Annotated in this window: 13 protein-coding genes; 5 read left to right on the top strand and 8 right to left on the bottom strand. The window is 53.3% G+C overall.

The window, feature by feature from the left end; genetic code table 11:
• Positions 1-62: 62 nt before the first annotated feature.
• The 5 genes from U0004_RS29425 (at position 63) to U0004_RS29445 (ending at position 7,070) form a co-directional block, all read left to right on the top strand.
• Positions 63-1,121: an NADH:flavin oxidoreductase/NADH oxidase gene (locus U0004_RS29425; RefSeq protein WP_070259666.1), complete on the top strand. Its 1,059-nt coding sequence runs from the start codon at positions 63-65 to the stop codon at positions 1,119-1,121.
• A 342-nt stretch (positions 1,122-1,463) separates the two neighbouring features.
• Entirely contained in the window at positions 1,464-3,206 is a 1,743-nt protein-coding gene (locus tag U0004_RS29430; protein WP_070259627.1) for a beta-ketoacyl synthase N-terminal-like domain-containing protein, read from the top strand.
• A gap of 52 nt (positions 3,207-3,258) precedes the next feature.
• Positions 3,259-4,497, top strand: a complete 1,239-nt coding sequence (locus U0004_RS29435) for a CaiB/BaiF CoA transferase family protein (RefSeq protein ID WP_070259629.1) — start codon at positions 3,259-3,261, stop codon at positions 4,495-4,497.
• A gap of 13 nt (positions 4,498-4,510) precedes the next feature.
• Entirely contained in the window at positions 4,511-6,028 is a 1,518-nt protein-coding gene (locus tag U0004_RS29440; RefSeq protein ID WP_070259631.1) for a condensation domain-containing protein, read from the top strand.
• Between the two features lie 40 nt (positions 6,029-6,068).
• Positions 6,069-7,070 carry an NADPH:quinone oxidoreductase family protein gene (locus tag U0004_RS29445; protein ID WP_070259633.1) on the top strand — a complete coding sequence of 334 codons (1,002 nt, stop codon included), beginning with the start codon at positions 6,069-6,071 and terminating at the stop codon, positions 7,068-7,070.
• A gap of 27 nt (positions 7,071-7,097) precedes the next feature.
• Here U0004_RS29445 and U0004_RS29450 read toward each other — a convergent pair whose 3' ends face one another.
• The 8 genes from U0004_RS29450 to U0004_RS29485 all read right to left on the bottom strand — a co-directional run bounded on the left by U0004_RS29450 (position 7,098) and on the right by U0004_RS29485 (position 17,096).
• Positions 7,098-7,997: a shikimate dehydrogenase gene (locus U0004_RS29450; RefSeq protein WP_081345867.1), complete on the bottom strand. Its 900-nt coding sequence runs from the start codon at positions 7,995-7,997 to the stop codon at positions 7,098-7,100.
• Positions 7,998-8,007: 10 nt separating this feature from the next.
• On the bottom strand, positions 8,008-8,829 hold the full coding sequence (locus tag U0004_RS29455) for a sugar phosphate isomerase/epimerase family protein (RefSeq protein ID WP_070259635.1): 822 nt from the start codon (positions 8,827-8,829) through the stop codon (positions 8,008-8,010).
• A 48-nt stretch (positions 8,830-8,877) separates the two neighbouring features.
• Positions 8,878-9,459, bottom strand: a complete 582-nt coding sequence (locus U0004_RS29460; protein ID WP_139144270.1) for a hypothetical protein — start codon at positions 9,457-9,459, stop codon at positions 8,878-8,880.
• A 51-nt stretch (positions 9,460-9,510) separates the two neighbouring features.
• A complete protein-coding gene (locus U0004_RS29465; protein ID WP_231958594.1) occupies positions 9,511-10,908 on the bottom strand; it encodes an MATE family efflux transporter in 1,398 nt (465 codons plus the stop codon).
• Positions 10,909-11,684: 776 nt separating this feature from the next.
• On the bottom strand, positions 11,685-12,236 hold the full coding sequence (locus U0004_RS29470) for an acyl-homoserine-lactone synthase (RefSeq protein ID WP_071653741.1): 552 nt from the start codon (positions 12,234-12,236) through the stop codon (positions 11,685-11,687).
• Between the two features lie 894 nt (positions 12,237-13,130).
• Positions 13,131-13,844, bottom strand: a complete 714-nt coding sequence (locus U0004_RS29475; protein ID WP_071653743.1) for an autoinducer binding domain-containing protein — start codon at positions 13,842-13,844, stop codon at positions 13,131-13,133.
• A 356-nt stretch (positions 13,845-14,200) separates the two neighbouring features.
• Positions 14,201-14,395, bottom strand: coding sequence for a hypothetical protein (locus tag U0004_RS29480; RefSeq protein ID WP_070259644.1), 195 nt, complete (start codon positions 14,393-14,395; stop codon positions 14,201-14,203).
• A 904-nt stretch (positions 14,396-15,299) separates the two neighbouring features.
• A complete protein-coding gene (locus tag U0004_RS29485; protein ID WP_070259646.1) occupies positions 15,300-17,096 on the bottom strand; it encodes a phage integrase family protein in 1,797 nt (598 codons plus the stop codon).
• Positions 17,097-17,961: the final 865 nt, after the last annotated feature.

Raw genomic sequence — 17,961 nt, forward strand, 5'->3', positions numbered from 1 at the left:
GAGTAACGCTTGGCATGGTCTTTTTTGATTGGTTAGTGTGCTTTTTTTTGGAGAAATTATTGATGTCGCTTTTCTCGCAATTTCAGGTTGGGAATGTCACTTTCCGAAATCGCATTGCGATCTCGCCGATCTGCGTGTATTCCGCAGTGGATGGTGTGCCGGATGACTGGCATCTCGTGCATCTTGGTAGCCGTGCCATTGGTGGGGCTGGTCTGGTCCTCACTGAGGCAACGGCAGTATCGCCTGAAGGGCGGATCACGCTCGGTGACACAGGTTTGTGGAACGAGCAGCAGCAGGCGTCATGGGCTCGCATCGCCACGTTTTTGCGTGCAAATGGTGCGGTGCCTGGCGTGCAATTGGCACATGCGGGGCGAAAGGCTAGCACCGATCTGCCTTGGCAGGGCGGTCGTCCTGTTCCTGTGAATGCCGGGGGATGGGTACCTTTAGCGCCAAGCGCATTGCCGTTCGATACAGGCTACACCGTGCCTGATGCGCTTGATGAACAAGGTATCGCGAAAGTCATCAACGATTTTTCTAGGGCGGCCCGGCGTGCCCTTGAGGCGGGATTCAGCGTGATTGAAATCCATGCTGCGCACGGCTATCTGTTCCACGAATTCTTATCACCCCTGTCCAACCGACGTGACGATGCCTATGGCGGTTCGTTGGAGAACCGTGCCCGCCTACTGCGTGCCGTGGTTATCGCGATACGCAAGCAATGGCCACTTCCCCGGCCACTCATGGTTCGCCTGTCCGCGACTGATTGGACGACCGGAGGATGGGATATCGATGAATGCGTTCAACTGGTGTGTTGGTTGAAAGAGGATGGCGTGGACATGATCGACACATCGTCAGGAGGAAATATCGCCAATGCAAAAATTCCCGTTGCTTCCGAGTATCAAGTGCCGTTTGCCGCACGCATCCGGCGCGAAGTTGGTATTGCCACTGGCGCGGTCGGCTTGATCGTCACAGGGCGACAGGCCGACGACATCATCGGGCGCGGCGATGCGGACATCGTGCTGGTTGCGCGTGAAGCGTTGCGCGATCCGTATTTCCCGCGCCGCGCCGCAGCTGAACTTGGTGTCAAATTTGATGCTCCTGGGCAATATCTTCGCGCGTGGTGATAGGCATAGCCGGCATGCGGTCAGCGGCTACGCAGCGGCGGTGCAAATCGTTTAATTGAATAGTGTGGAAGGAAATGATATGTGCGAATGCAATTGCCACGAAGCCTGCACCGGTAACGGGAACAATTGGTGCTGTGTATATGCATATTGCTTGGTTATACCTGCATTTATGCCGTGGTATATGCAGGTGTTATATTGAAAAGCATATTGGATGAAATATTAATATACTAAATTATATATGTGACTGTGATCGTGTTCGTAAGTGACGATAAAAATTAATGAGTGGCTGCGAAAATTTATTTTTCTGGGCGACTTCAATGGATAATTTTATAGAGTTAATTTATGTCAGATTTAGAAGAATATTGTGTCGAAATTTCAAATGATAACATCGCGGTTATTGGTATCGCGGGATGTTATTTTGACGTTGAAACAATGGATGGTTTATGGAGAAATCTAACTGGCGGCGTTAATTTCTTTGAGAAGATCCTCGCCGACTTTAAATCGGATAGTTGCATCGATGGGCTCGAACCGTTCGATCCATTATTTCTCGGTGTTTCCTCTGGAGTGAGCGTACGTCCAGATACCAGACTGTTTCTCGAAACGGTATGGCACCTCCTGGAGCGGGCGGGTCTCACGCGTGAAAGCTTAAAACAGGATTATGCCGCCAGCGTCGGCGTATTCGTGGGCGCAGCGCAACGCATTTCCACAAATACGGATCGCCATTGTGCAGCTGATTGGTCGCAACGGGAGGAGATTGCCCATGGCGTGTCCCGTTACTTCGACCTACAGGGGCCGCTTGTGATGGTCGATACGGTTGCCTCCGGTACACAGGACATGGTCGAGATGGCTTGCCGAAGCTTAACGAGTGGCAAATGCAAGCTGGCTATCGCGGGTGGCATTCATCTTCCCATGCGTCAGGATGATGCGCCATCCTCGAGGCGAGGCGAAAGGGGCGAAGACCGTGCAGTTTTGTTGCCGGGTGAAGGTGTCGGAGCCGTGCTGTTGCAATCGTTGCCACAGGCTATCGCGGATGGCAATACGATCTTGGCGGTGATCAAACCGTCGCTAGGACGATATGTTCAATGCCCCAGATTTCCGCACGCTCTAGAGCTTAATTCACCAACGCAAATGACGGGAGAGTCGCGCGGAGCGCCAATCGATCTGACTCCAACACGCTCGACTGAGATGATTGTGCTCTCTGCCCACACGCCTGATGCCTTGCGTGTCTTGGCGTGGCGGCTGCTGAATCATATCAAGTCTGGCTTCCTTGGATCGGTAGTGCAGAACAAGAGCGGAGTTTCGCTGGCCGATGTTGCTTACACACTGCAGTCCTGTCGGGAACAGATGAACTGTCGCCTGGCAATGGTTGCAGGGGGATTCGAGGAGGTTGTGTGCGGTCTCGAAGAGTATCTTCTGAGCAAAGACGGGGCAGTCACCGTCGTCCAGAAACTCTTGGGTCATACGCAGGCTGGCCTGCCAATTATGGTGTATCGCGGCGACCTTGATAGCAGTACCCAAGTCATGAGTTTGCTATCGGGCAGCGCCGGAGAGGTGATGGTGCAGGCCTTGTTGTTGGAGGGTGATCTCGGCAACCTCGCCTTATGCTGGATTCAAGGTGCAAAAGTAGACTGGAAGCTACTGCAAGACGGTAAATCTCCGCGCAAAGTGGCGTTGTCTGCATATCCTTTTTCTATTTCGACACTGGAGCGTCAGTTGTTGCATGAAGGTATGCCATCTTTTGGTCTTTTCGAATCGGGGGGCGCATCTCACGGCATTCGTTCAGCATCTTTAAATGCGGTGGAAATCGCGTTGATTACGATTTGGAAAGAATTGTTCGGATTGGAACGGATCGGCAGAGATCAGAATTTCTTTGAGCTCGGCGGAGATTCGCAGCTCGGCATGCACATCATTTCACGGGTGCGTGATTCAATGCAAGTCGATTTGCCACTGAGTTATTTGTACGAAACTCCCACCATCGCAACAATGAGCGAAAAAATCGCCCACATGGCAGCGCTTTCAGCCATGCCGCTCGCCATTGCAGGCGCTGAAGTCGACCATGATTACGAAGAAGGAATCATCCGGTAAATCATTATTTAGAGTTCGTTAGCGTATTTTTTTACAAATAAAGGAATGGATAATGTCAAAGCAGGCGCAGTTACTTAAAGGTATTCGTGTGGTCGACTATAGTCATTTTCTGGCGGGGCCATATGTTTCTCGCTGCCTGGCGGCGCTGGGTGCCGAGGTGATCAAGGTTGAGAGGCCTAAAGTAGGGGATGCAGGGCGATCCCACCCTTACTTTATCGAAGGACAGAGCGGCTACTTCTTGCAACAGAATATGGGAAAGAAGGGCCTATGCGTTGACGTCAAGGATCCGCGTGGCCTTGAACTGATGAAAAAGCTCGTGCGCGAATCGGACGTGCTGGTCGAGAACTACCGGCCAGGAACCTTGAAAAAATTGGGTCTCGGTTACGAGGAGCTTTCGGCGGAGAATCCAGGATTGGTCTATTGCTCCGTCTCGGCGTTCGGTCAGACCGGCGTGGACTCGGATCGGGCTGGATTTGGTCTCATCGCGGAAGCCAAGAGTGGGGCGATGGATTTGATCGGACATCCAGGGGAAATGCCGCCGCTTTTCAGGATGCCGGTTGCTGATATGTACGCGGGCGCGCATGGCGTAGCCGCAGTCTGCGCGGCGTTGCTCGGTCGGCATGGCACAGGGCGGGGTCAACACATTGACATCGCGCTGTATGACTGCATGCTATCCATGCACGACTTTGCCGCGCAGTTTCACACCCTTAGCGGTGGCAAGGAAGTCGTCAAGCGCAGTGGGCATTATCTTCCACAATCGACGGTATACGGGGTATTTCCGGCAAAAGACGGCTGTCTGGTGATCGCGGCGCAAGTCGACGACAGCTGGAAGCGATTGGCTCGTCTGATCGGCGGCGAAGCACTAGCCGAGGATCGGCGCTTTAGTCACGCGGCCAGCCGCAATGCCCACGGTAGCGAGGCGATCGCTCTCGTCAAGTCCTGGACCGAAGTACGCAACCTTGAAGACTGCTTGGCCGCACTCGACCAGGCGGGCGTGCCCTGCGCCCGGGTTCAGAGCATCGCCCAGGCACTGGCTGATCCGCACATCAAATCGCGGGGTATGCTTCTTGAGCAACACCATTCTCAGCTTGGTCCTATCACCATGCTCAATGTCCCCTTCAATTTCTCGGACGTAGAGCCGCACGCGATGGACGTGGCACCCCTGTTGGGGCAGCATAACTCCGAGATCGCCTTCGATCTGGGTTATTCAGATACTGAGATCAGCGCGATGCAGCGCGACGGCGTGTTGTACTCGGAACCGTACGAGGCCGACACCTCGGTGAAAGCCTAGGATCGCCGAGCTCATGATGACCATTCCTAGATTGCTTGCGGATCTTCAAGCAAAAGGCATAACGTTGTCGCTGTCTGACGGCGAACTGGCCTATCGCGCCCCCAAAGGCCTGCTGACTTCGGTAGACCGGGACAACCTGTCCCTGCGGCGAGAAGAGATCATCGCTTACCTGGCTGCCATGTCAGCACGCCTGCGTGGGCCGATCAAGCTGCAACGGTCTCCCTCCATGATGCCCTCCTTGCTGCAGGCGCTTTGGTGGAACTGGTATGGCAGACCGCCCAGACAACTCAATCAGGAAAGGTTGCCACTGGTGAAAGTTTTTCATGACACCAGTCTGGAACGTATCACTGAAGGCATACAGCAGATAATCACGCGGCATGAAACGTTGCGTTCCTCGTTTCGCCAGCAAGATGGTGACTTGCGCATCATATTGAATGCTCCCGAGGACTTTGCGCTGGAGTTCGAGGCGCTGGACGCGGCTTGTCCGCACACCGAAGTGGAAAGCACATTAAGAGCGCGCATGGCGGAATTTTCCGACAGGCAGTTGCCGCTGGACGGCGATTGGCTCATTCGCGCCAAAGTAGTTGGCATCTCACCGACCGACTATATGCTCGTTTTTACTTTCCACCATATTATTGTCGATGCCGCTTCCTTGTTGTTGATCCTCGCCGAGCTGGAGGCATTGCTATCGCCTACTAGTTCGTCCGCATTGGCGCCGCACGTGCAGTTCACCGACTATGCCGCATGGGAATGCGCCTGGGTGAATAGTGCCGAGCGTCAGCCTTTGATCGATTACTGGGCAGCCTGGCTGCGTAGACAATCTCCCCTGGTGGCACCGCGTAGCCGTACAACGCTCGAGTGGCGTCCGGGCCTGAAGGTTGACTATAAATTTTCCTTCAATGCTGCGGTACTGCATAAGGTGAACGCGTACGCCCTGAGTCAGCGCACCTCGCTCTTCAACGTATTTCTGACTGCTTTCGGCATGGCTCTGGTGCGATGGTCCGGCACGGAAAGGTTTGCGATCCGCTGCGTTGGCGACTTGCGGACCTCGCCGGAGCTGGCCAAGATCGTCGGATATATGGTGTGCAGCGACGCGGTAGAGATTACCGCTCCGCCTGGTGGCGATTTCGTCGCGATGCTGAAGGCGAATGAAATCGAGTACCACAGCGCGCTCATGCTCAGGGTGCCGACATTGCTGCGCCATCCGGTACACGCTGGCGGCATGGGAATCGAAGATCCACGACATATCGCTGCCACGATCAATATGTTCTCGATCCGTCTCCCGGCAAGCGAAACCAGTTCCCATCGTGCACAAGAGGTCGAAGGTGATGGTACATGGCCACCGCAAGTGACGCGGATACCAGGAGAGCCTTGGCCCATCCTGCTACCGTCGATCTACTTGCGTCTGCTGGACTTCGGTGATGTTCTTCAAGGTTCGCTGGAACTCAATGATGCGTTACTGGAATCCGAAGAGCAAACGGCGTTGCTCGACACCTTCTTCGCGGTCGTCGCGGAGTTTCTGCTTCACTAACCTTTAAGCGAGAAAATACTCTCATGTGGAATGATATCTTATGAAAGCCATAATGAATACGGCCCCGGGCGGCCCAGAAACCCTCATGTTGCACGAAGTGCCGGAACCTGTCCCGGGGCCGGGTGAGGTGCGGGTACAGGTGGTTTCCTGTGCGCTCAATTACCCGGACGTGCTCATCATCGACGACCGCTATCAGGACAAGCCCCAGAGGCCATTTTCGCCTGGATCGGAAGTCGCCGGCATCGTCGATGCCGTTGGTGCCGACGTCGTCGGCATCAAAATCGGCGACCATGTCTTCGGAACCACCGGAAACCGGGGCGGCATGGCGCAGAAGGTCAATCTCGCGGCTTGCGACTGCTTCGCCCTGCCGCCTGGATTTCCCTTCGAAGAGGCATCGACCTTGTTGCTGACCTATGGGACCAGCTTGTATGGCTTAAAGAATTTGGCGCGTCTGCAGCCCGGCGAAACTTTGTTGGTCTTGGGCGCGGCTGGAGGGGTTGGCCTCGCGGCAGTGGAGTTGGGCAAGGCCATTGGGGCGCGGGTAGTCGCCGTGGCTTCCTCGCAGGAGAAGGTGGATCTGGCGCAGCGCCATGGTGCCGACGTCGGGCTGGTTTGCCCGCGCGGCCCGCTTGACCGCGATGCGGCACGAGCCTTCAAGGATCAACTAAGAACCGTATGCGGGAGCAAGGGAGCCAACGTGATCTGCGACCCAGTTGGCGGGGATTATGCCGAGGCCGCACTGCGTGTGATTGCACACGGCGGCCGTTACCTAGTGATCGGGTTTGTGGCAGGCATTCCGAAACTCCCGCTCAATCTGGTCCTGCTCAAGGCGTGCCAGTTGATCGGTGTCTTATTGGGATCTTTCGCAAGCCAGGAGCCGGAGGCCCATCGTCAAAACGTCCATGTACTTTTGGCGCTCTACCGCAACGGAAAGATCAAGCCATTCATTTCCGAGCGGTTCCCGCTGGAGCGTGGAGGCGAGGCCATGGCACGGCTCGCTGATCGCCACGCCATGGGGAAAGTTGTCATTACCATGAGGTAGCGCGGCTTCAGGTGCCGGGCCGGCATTTCAGTTGACAGAAAGTCGGCTGAAATGCCGCAGCATGCGCTCGATGTCGGCCGTATGGCCGGTGAACAGCTCAAAAGCCCTAGCCGCCTGGAACACGAGCATACTGGCGCCATCCAGCGTCCGGCAACCCATTGCCCGTGCGGAACGTAATAGTTCCGTTTCGAGAGGGGCGTAAACGACTTCGGCGATCCACATATCTGGGCGGAGCTGGCTGAGCGGCATGGCCGAACCGGGATATTTGCTCGTACCGGTAGGGCTTGCATTAACGACGCCATTGGAGGTGATGATCGCTGCTTCGGGCGTTTCGCTGGCGCGAATATCCCGGTGCGTAAAGCGCAGTGCAAGGCTATCGGCAAGGAACTGGGCGCGTTCATGAATGATGTCGGTAATGGTGAGGTGGCGTACGCCGAGCTCGAGCAGGGTAAACGCAGTGGCGGCGCCCGCTCCGCCCGCTCCGTATTGGAGTACCCTGTCCAGAGGCACACCCTGCAGGCCACGCCGAAAGCTTTCGCCGAAACCCTTGGCGTCCGTGTTGTAGCCAATGCGGCGGCCTGCATGGAAGCGCACGGTGTTGACCGCACCGATGGCCTGCGCCTCGGGGCTCAGTTCATGCAGCAAGGGGATCACGGCCTGCTTGCAAGGAACCGTGATGTTCAGACCCGAAAACCCCAAGCTTTCTACTTCGTTCAGCAGATCGGACAAGTGGTTGACACCGATGCCGAGCTGATCGAGGTCTATCAGTTCGTAGCGGCAATGGATGCCCTGCGCTTTTGCTTCGGCCTCATGCAGTGCCGGTGACTTGGACTGTGCGATACCTGCGCCGACGAGGCCAAGCCGGCAGATGCGTCCATTGTCTACCGTTTGGCTCAAGAATGTCTGTTGACTGAGGTCGGAAATCATTTGCTTACCGTTAAGTGAGTTTATGGGCGGCAAGCATGTCCTGCGTCGATCGGAAGACGTTGCGGGCGTGTTGTTCTGGGTCAACCGAGCGGGCGCTTGGTACCTCGAGTGAAACGACCGTCCCATCGGGAACTTCGGTCAGGAGCTCCCATAAAGGTAGTGCGCCGCAGCCAGGTGCTAGTCGTCCGGAACGTGCTTCCTGGAGTAGGGTTTCCGGTGTTGTTGGCGGTTCGGCCTGGGCATCGCAAAGCTGTATGAAAGAAATGGTGCCGGCTGGCGCACGACGTATATCGCGGGGTGAACCACCGGTTCGCCATAGATGGAGGGCATCGATCAGTACACCGCCATTTTGTTTGTCCGCCGCCAAAACGATGCCCAGAGCGTCGTCGAAATCCTTGACTTGTCGCCAAGCCATGTACTCGAGCTCAACGCGCATTCCATAGGGTGCTGCAAGATCGCAAAGGCTAGCGAAATTTGCCGTGAGCCGGGAGTGATCAGTGTCGTCGCCGCAGACGCTCAGATGACGTGCCCCCAAAGCACTGGCCGCGTCAAGCAAACCGGTGAGTTGGCGCGCATTGAAGTGCTCACCAATGCCAATGAACTCGATGTCGTTGACCTCGATACCTTCGTCCTGCAGCCTTTGCTGCATTTCTCGCGACGCGGTGGTGCCGGCCGGCAGTTCGTAAAACACTGAGCCGGGAAAGGCTGGATACAGACGCAAGCCGATCGCCTTGTAGCCGATTTTCGCGGCGAGGCTTACCAGCTGCAAAGGGGGAACTTCCAAGACGGTGAGATGCGCAAGAGCCAAATCCGGGGAAGACGAACAGTTCATGGTCTAGGTACCTGTATCAGTTGTAATCGCAGTGGCTGGAGAGCGGGGTTAGTTTCTTGCCTCTTCGCGCGCTTGCAGCAGCTTCTGTCGCAAGCGTGCCTTTGCCTCCGGATCCAGTGGCTTGACCCAGTCTTTACCAATTTTTTCCCAGTCGGGATCCCCAGGTGTCAGGCCCAGATCGATAATATAAGGTGCCTGAGCCAGGAAGCATTGCCCTTTATATTGCAGAAGGTAGAAGCCACGATGGGAATCGAGGTATTCCTTGGCCTCCTCATAGTTCCGGCACCACACGTTCAGATTGAACTCACTGGCATTGAGTATGTAAAGTTCAGTGTCCTCGCTGTCGGTCAGGCCCTTGTCCTGTTCATGTAGCAGTTTGCTCAACGTCATCCAGTCGCCATGGCCTTCCTCGCGGGCGATGAGATCCAGATACTTGTTGAGAGGGAAAGCGCCAAGGCGGCTGAGAACGGCCACTTCGTTTTCAATTTGCAGTTCTCCCGTCTCTCTGAAACGCCGAACAACTTCCTTGACCGACTCGATTGTCGAGTGTTCAGTTAAGGATCGCGTGGTCGATTTGTGCAAACGGTTTGCCTGGAGGCGATATTTGTCGATGCTATTAATAATTCTCATTCTATTTTGTATAACCCTGTTATCTAATGCTCTGTCACATGTAGGAGATAGTCACCCGATACTGCTAGCTTGACGCGCCGTGTCTTTCAACCTGTGGCTCCAACGCCAACACAAAATGATGCAGCCGAGAGTCATTCCTACAATGTTGGCGAGTGCGATACCAATCAGGCCCCAATGCAGAATGAAGCCCATGACGTAGGCAAGGGGCGCACCGACCAGCCAGATCGTAACAATGCTGACCTGCATCGGAAATTTAGTGTCCTGCAAGCCGCGCAGCGCTCCCGTCACGATGTTCCTCACGACATCGAATAGCTGGCCCACTGCCACCAGCACCAGGATAATGGCGAGCTTGCGATACATCTCGGCGTTTTCTGGCAAGTCTTCAATGAAAAGCCGAATGAAAATATTTGGGGCCGCCGTGAACATCAGGAGTACCACAAACGCATATGCCACTCCCATTGCGGCATAAACGCGCCCGGTACGCTTAATTTCCCCGAAGTCGCCAGCGCCAAACTGCCGGCTGATGACTACCGTAGCCGCCTGTGATAGGCCGACAGCAGGAATGACCAGCATTAATAAGTAGCGGCTGATCACTTGCTGCATGTTAAGTTCCTCGACGCCAAGCCAACCCACCATGATCGTGGTCAGCGCGAACGAAAACAGTTCGTTGCCCATCTGTACTGAGATCGGCGCGCCGATACGCGTGATGCTTCCCATATTCTGTTTAAGGCTCTTCCATTGGAAGGCTAGTAGTGCGTATCTTTTGTAGCCGGCATGCCGTAAGACGAATCCAATCATGATCAAGGCAGCTAGCCATGAGGTAATCAAGGTTGCCCAGGCCAGGCCATCTAACCCCATCGCCGGCAGACCCAGTTTTCCAAAGATTAGCAAGTAACCTAGACCGATGGATGCTAGGAGGTTAGCGATGCTATATAGGAAGACCAAGCCCTGTTTCAGTGTGCCGAGAAATAGTTGTACGCACACCGCGACTAGACCGAGCGCGGGTACCGCCCATATATATATACGGAAAAACCGCGTACACAGTTCCACGAGTGCGGGCGACTGACCCAACGCAAGGAGAATCGGGCCGATAAAGTACAGTAGCGCGATCGTTGGCAAGCAGACCAGCAAGGCGACGGCACAGCCAGCGACAAACAGTTGCCCCACCCGTTCCGGCTGGCTACCTTCACCCATGATCCGTCCAACGAGGCTGCTAATCGAATACAGCATGCCAAAAACCACGATCACCAGTGACAGTTGCATGGAGCTGATCAGAAGACCCGCGGCGAACGAGGCCTGGTCGACGCGTGAGAGCATCAGGGATTGCAAGAATCCACCGACCATTATCATGAATTGCGATGCCATGATCGGTAGTGAGATCGCTAGCGCCTCCCGCAGGCGGCCCTTGGGTTTTCTCATCGTATGATCTAAAACTCCTTCCACTGGCATCTTGAATATCCTTATAAAGTTTTGATCACGACACGATCCCGGTGGACTTGTATTCCGTCACGTATGGGCCATCTCTATTTCCAGCAAGAGTGGTTTTCGAGTTTCTCCATCCACTGCCAAGTGCTGGCGAAACATGTATGCCACGAGTTTTTTTGTTGTGACACAGATATTTGCGCCGAGATTAAAAAGTTGGTTGATATTGATAAATACTTATTCGATATGTTGCTGATATATCTGCATAAATTGATTGGCGAAAATAAAAAACTTCACTATCGGAAATTGGGCTGATTTATGGAATAGTGGAAATTTATCAGCGGATGGTCTTAATTTCCAAGTATGAATTGTTTGCCATGGTCAGGATGTTTTTTTGCGTATGGCTCTTTCCGAGGGACATTGCGATGTCGAAGTTGCGGAAGATTAACATAAAAATAGGATTTTAAGCCCTATTAAAAATGATAGGTAAGGCATGCTGAATGGAATCAGTTGGTGAGTGTTGCGGTAATTGTCTCCTCGGTTTGAGGGGCAGATTCGCGTCATATGAAGCGACGCTGCCGTTGAGTGATTGGTCCTGGCGCATTGCGATGGCATGCCATGGTTGGTGTACATCGCATCGGGTTCGCTTGGTGCATGTCCATCTGGCTTAGGAAGTTTTTATATGTTTTTTTACCTGATGTTTAAAATAGCAATATGAACTGAGGTGATTGTTTTTTTTCTGAAACTGAACGCTGCGACAAAGCTCTACAGTGTTTCGGGCTTGTGGTGGAGCGGCACCCAATTTAGGCTATCCCATCAAGCGTAGCGAGTGATTGTTCGACATCCATGCGGCAAGCTACCACGAGGCGCCCCTCTATTCGCCGAGAAGAGCCCTCTCTGGTTACGCTGGCACCATACTGGCGAAACAATCGCTCTATACTGGCAAAGGTCACTCCAATCAATTGTTCTGCGCCCAGCTCGCGGGCGCAAACAAGCGTAGCCGTCAGTAAGGCTGCACCGACTGTTTGCTCGTTGCAGCTTGCCGCAAAGCGCGACAATTCCCAGGTAGTCCGGTTGACTGGGAGAGTGTTGTTGCAGAGGCTGGAAAAATGACGCTGTAAAAGGTAAGGAGCAGTTGTAGGCAGTAAGCGCGCGCATCCTCGGACTTGGCGATGAGCATTGGTAAGCAGAATATAAACAGTATCGTCACGATCAAATTCATCCGACTCTAATTCTTGCGATGCCCCTGGAATCTCCCACCCTAATTTCTGGATAAATGTTTCGTGCCGATAGCGCAACATAGATTTACGCAAATCCGGCGGGATAGACTTTCCGTTATAGATGTGTTTTTTCATGAAGGGAAGAATGAGTAAGGTGGGGTGAATGGCTCTGTCTCGTTGTGGACTAAAAAGTCGAAAATCCCATCGAAGATAACTGCGCCCTCAAGCGGAACAGCTTTTCCCTGGATGCACAAAAAATGGTTGGCGACGGATATTCCAACGACGCTGTCGAGCGCGAACTCGCTCATGTGGATCTTGCATATCAGTTCGATGTTTGCGAGCACCTGCGCAGAGCAAGATTTCGACGTTGAATATCAGACCAGTCATCCGGTTGATAGCACAATGGCCCGTTCGAAAATGTGGCTGAGAATTATTTTGACTTGACGCGCTGCATGCGCTACATCCCGATCGGCGTTGAGCGCATTTTCGGCCGCCCTAGTGTTATTGCTCTTGTGCATTGCGACCTTGTTCCGATCCTTATTTCTTACCATGACCTTGTCGAATGTGCGCTTTGCTGTCAGTCGATAGGCTCTTTTCTCGCTTAGCAGCGGCGCGATAGAGAGATCTCCAGATACACTTGATCTTGGGGGAGGGCTCACTTGGTGGAGTATCTTCTATCGAAACGGAAGCAGCTCTCACGAGCGACCTCATTTCGCGTATGTATACGAGTTGCCACCAACTTGACGTTCGTGTTGGCAGGCCATTTTTCGATGAGTTGCAGAAGACGACTAACCCACCAGTTGAGCGATGAATGGTCGATCGACACGCTTTATTCCTACATCATCTTATCGAGATGCGGGTAGCTCTGCGGATGTGCTGCATGCCAAGATGTGCAGAGCAGAATTATATTGATCGTGAAATGCCTTCTTCGAAGTTGGGCATGTCGATTTGTGCTGTGTTCGGGCATCGCAGTTTACCTGTTCGCTAATATGATAGAGTCGAATGAAAGAGGGTAGTCAGTGGTGGAGATCAGTTAATAAGTCCCAGTCTGAGTGCTTTTACGGCTGCCTGCACTTTATTGCTTACATTTAGTTTATTTAAAACATTGTTAATGTGGAAATTCACGGTGGGTGCTGATATATTAACGATGCGGCTTATTTCATAAGAGGTTTTTCCATCGCAGGTCCAGCATAGTATTTCGATTTCACGTGCGGTTAAGCGAATATCTTCATTTTTCTCAGCATTATCATCAAGAAAACGACCAATCAAAACGTGGGTTACTGATGATAGCCAGGAGAATCGTTCCGAACACGCAGCCAGTTCCATGGCAGAAATCGGGTCTTTGCTTCTGGCCATTGATAATAAGCCATAGCTACCATGCTCCGACCATGTTGAATGAGAAACGCCATGTCGCAGACCAAATGATTGAGCGCAATCCCACATATCTTTTGCATCACAAAATAAGTCGGGGCTCCATATCAAGGGGACGAGAGTGCGCGCTCCACGCTTTACTAGTGGATCTATGTTGATATAGCCATTATTTTTATAATGTTCCATCCAGCCAACAGGATAGGAGTTGGATATATGCACCGGACGATTTGAAACGGGAAGTGGCATTCTCAATCCATAACAACAATACTCAAATCCCATCGCCAATGTGTAACAGCACAAAACACCAAAAAATTCATCGATATTGGTTGCGCTGCTGAGTGATGAATAAATTTTATCATGCAATAAATGCATTATCTTCCCTCGCATTAATTAGAAAATGATTCGCCGAAATGCAAAATCTATTCAGCCAGCACAAGGTCAGTAAGTCGGCCCTTCGCAGCATATCTGGAGGGGACATTTCTTTTATCAATTATGTGTCGGCTTGGAATGTTCTGAAACTAGTTTCACGGCGCTACTTTGCCGTTTATGGCCAGCAATTACGCGGGCCAAAGATGCAAAGACGTTCGCTTTGCTGCGAGTGCTCACGTTGACGACGGGCAGCCATCACTCATCAAATTAGCTTCGAAATTGCCCGTCAAGACATGCGACGTGATTTAGAAGCCATGCAAGCGCATTGAGAACGAGCCGGTGTAGCGGATTCCGAAAACTCACAGGCAGAATGGCATCTCCGCTTCTTCACAAGGGGCGCCGTCGGCATGCAGCAAACCGGCGAGCCCGAAATTCTGGGCAAGTCCATTTTCAAATGTGCCATCGCGCGCCCAGCTACGCGAATAGTTTGATCGCATATCCTCCATGCTTTGTTGGAGCTCGAACATTTCCACGAAAAATTCGCGGATTGCCATCGCGACAAGCTCATGCCCTGTGATGGCAGTCCGAAATCAATCAAGCGCCGTTGCTTGCCCCCGACCTTGCCCAAAAATACCGTCGGGTGCAATGTGGCGTGCGGCGCGTGCGTCATATGCCCGCGCGTACTTAGACCGGAATGTTCGTGCTCGCTGGATGGCTTGCAAAATAAGCCGATTCCTCAACTCGCGTAATTCGATTAAAGGTACAAAGCAAATCCCGTGTCAGCGAAGCCTCCTACTTGTCGTTCATTTGGTGAGGATTGTAGTTGGCATGTCAAGTTGTTTTTTGCATCACTCTTTATGATAATACAACAAAAAAGAATTGTTTTGTCGCGCTGTTGATCAAAAACAGAAATTATCCTTGAGGGGTATGGTTGTGGTTCGGTTGCGTTGTTGATCTAAAGGCGGAATTTTCCGGGAAAGAAGCGCGGTGTATCACTCTAGATAGTTCTGTCTAGCCGGCATATGAAATTGGTCGTCAAGCGATAGTCCATTGGTGCCATCATTACAAACAAGTCCTTGCGAATTATGTGCAAGAATTCGGTGCTGGTGCGTACGCTACTGAAACCGAGGAATGTTTTGAAGTTGCACATCGTCGTGGCGGCCCGGTTGATAGTGCAGTGCTCCGGCCTCAGGATGTTGTTGAGATATGTGGCCTTGGTGCACCAAGATCGACACGTGGCGTGGTTCTAATGGAATGGACGCCCTCTTTCAAACGGCATCGAGGTGCCAAAATAGGGGTGATCTCCCCTTGACCGAAAGGAGCGTCCATTCCATTAGAACCACGCCGTGCCGATATCCACCAGGCGTTTCTCTCGCTTGCCTGCATACTCATCTGCGGGAGATATATTCAGCGGTTTTATTGGGCGCTCTGAACGTTGAGAATCAACTTGGCCATCCTTTAGCTCTTCCGCAGGTTGGTCTTCTCGCTCTGCATCTGGAAGTACTTTGCCGCTTCTTCTGTCGTCCGTTTTTCCTTGGCTCGGACGTAAATGGATGTTGTCGTCGCGCTCACGTGTCCCAGTACTCCTTGCACCACATCCTGGGGCATGCCACTTGCTACTGCCAATGTGCCAAACGTATGGCGGAATGCGTGTGGCGTGGTCGTCGCCAATTGGGCAATGTCTTCGGGCTTGATGCCCATGCCAAGAAGTATGTGTTGAATACGATCAATGCAAGACTTGATTAACCGGTACAGCCCATCGCTGGTATAGCCATTGCCAACCTGTTCCTCGTGTCGTGCGATCGCTGCTGCATGGCGAGGAATCACCAAGGGCGCCAGCAGCGCCCTGTCTTTGCATGCCGGGTCATTGAACGGATGGTCAAAGTCAAGCTCGCGGTCCTGCCAGTGGGCGCGCAGAGCGTGGAGCGTACGCTCACTTACGGGCACGTCTCTTTTTTTGTGGCGCTTGCCAAGTACGCGTAACGTGGAGACGTTTTGTGCCCACTGGCTCGGTTTAAGATCTGCTCGCCGGCACCCAGCTGCTTCTTCGCGTCGTAGCCCTGAGTCGCCGCACAGCAGAATGGCGGCAAGCGCTGCCCGGTCTTGTGCGTTACCGGCGATGCTGGCGCGTTGCGATAATTGATCGATGAGCAAGTCCCAAAGGTCGTCATCGAGGGCTTTTTCGACCTGGATGGCGTGGACTTCTTCCGTGACCGCTGGATCGACGACGGCCACCCAGGGATTGCCTCCCAAATAGCGTACGCGGACGAGATAGTCGAACGCGGCGCGCAGAATAATTACTGCCTGCTTTTGTGTCTTGGCGGTCATCGGCTCTGGGGTAAACGGGCGCCATTGCTCCGTAAAGCGTGCCGCTTTCCTGCCGATAAAGGCCGGGGAGGGAGCAATCAAGAAATCCTTGTAGGCGTTGCAGTCATCGACCAGCAAAGACGACATCGGCTTGCGTCTGATCATGATTGCCCACAGCAAGAAGCGTTCTAGTTCCTTGCGATAGGCACGCAAGGTGTGCGGCTTACCTTCGAACCGTGCGAGATAGGACTCGATGGCACACAAGTCATCATCTGCTTGGATGAAGCAGAACTTGTGGTTGCGATTGATGCCGGCAGAGCCGTCGAATGCGTTCGGAAGGGTGAAGTGCCCCAACGGCGCTAAGCGGGATGCCTGCAAGGGGTCGAGCAGAAAGGAGGGGGCCGGGGATTGGCCGATAGGCGCGGGACCAGGGAGTTCACCTAGCGTCTCCTTATTGTTCTGCAGCCACGCCAGGATGGCGCCAGCACGTTTGATGCCGATACGAGGAATTGATCTCCACCAGCCGGAGCCCCTGAGCCGGATCAGGCTAATGAGGTCGGCAACCAGGACAATGCCTTCATCGTGTAATGCCGCGGCAGTTTTTGGCCGCAGCCATTGAGAAACCGGTTGTCCAGCCTGCGGCACCGCTGGAGCCAACGCTGCCGCTGACATCAGGCGGTTCAATGATACGGGTGGCGCATCGCATTTCAAGGCTCCTGTCAGTAGCTGGGCCAGTTCAGGATCTGTAACCAAGGCGCGGTCGGCCAGGTCGTCGCGCATGGCGTCGAGGAATCGCTCGAGGCCATGTCGTACCTGCGGGCTGTCGCCGCTGTAGTAAAGTTCAGCAATCCGGGCCAGCGGCATGTTCAGCATACGTGCGCGTAATGCGGTGTAGTCAGTCCGGGTATAGCCGACAGCTTGCGTGAGGACGTGCATGTTCTGTGCCATTAAGGTAGTTCCGTTCGATCGAGGTAAGCTGAGGCGTTATCAGGCACCTCTGCCTGTTTGGGATGGCTCATGCGGTGCTGCAACTGATTGCTGGGCATCGTGGCTGGGGTGATAGATTGGCACGGAGTGAGGCAAACCAATGTACTTGAATTGATCAATCAAATCCGCAGTTTGATGTCGATTTTATACAAATTTTACCATAAACGCTTGCCTGATAATAACAATTATCAGGTAATAAATGCATGTTGAATCACCCATTGGCATGGTGTCTGCACCGCAATTTGGCGTGCATTGACGGGACGCGCTGCTCAATCTAAATCGGCATCAGTTTGCTAGACACCCGCGACCGGTTCATGAGCGGCACGGCAAACACCGTTAATGCATCGAGTTTGCCACCTCCGTCGTTGGCCAGATACGCGGGTTTGCCGCATATGGTTTTCCGGAATCGTATGCCCACAGCTTTGCCCTCCTGGCTCAAATGCCATCCTCCTGCTGAATTTCTGGCCGTCCTGCTTAACAGTCACCCCATGGGGTCTTATAGCCGTTCTTCTCTGGTGTAGGAGGCGCGCCAGCACGATGTCGAGGTAAGACTTGCCGATGTCTGCGCCAACGGTCGGGATCTGGTCCACGCTAGTGGAATAACCGCGCGTCGAACTGAGGAATACCTCATTTTGGGGAGTGGAGGTTGGCACTGGAAGAGTGGCGTGCGCAAACTGATTGGCAACATTGCTAAATTAATCATATCTGTTAGAGCAGTTTGATATGAAGAGGCGAAATCTTGACTAGCCAATGTAGTCTTCACATTGAATTTTTCTGCAAAAGTATCAATTGGCCTGTGGAAATTGAAAATTTTGATAGTGGATGT

The organism is Janthinobacterium lividum (assembly GCF_034424625.1).
GTDB lineage: Bacteria > Pseudomonadota > Gammaproteobacteria > Burkholderiales > Burkholderiaceae_D > Janthinobacterium > Janthinobacterium lividum.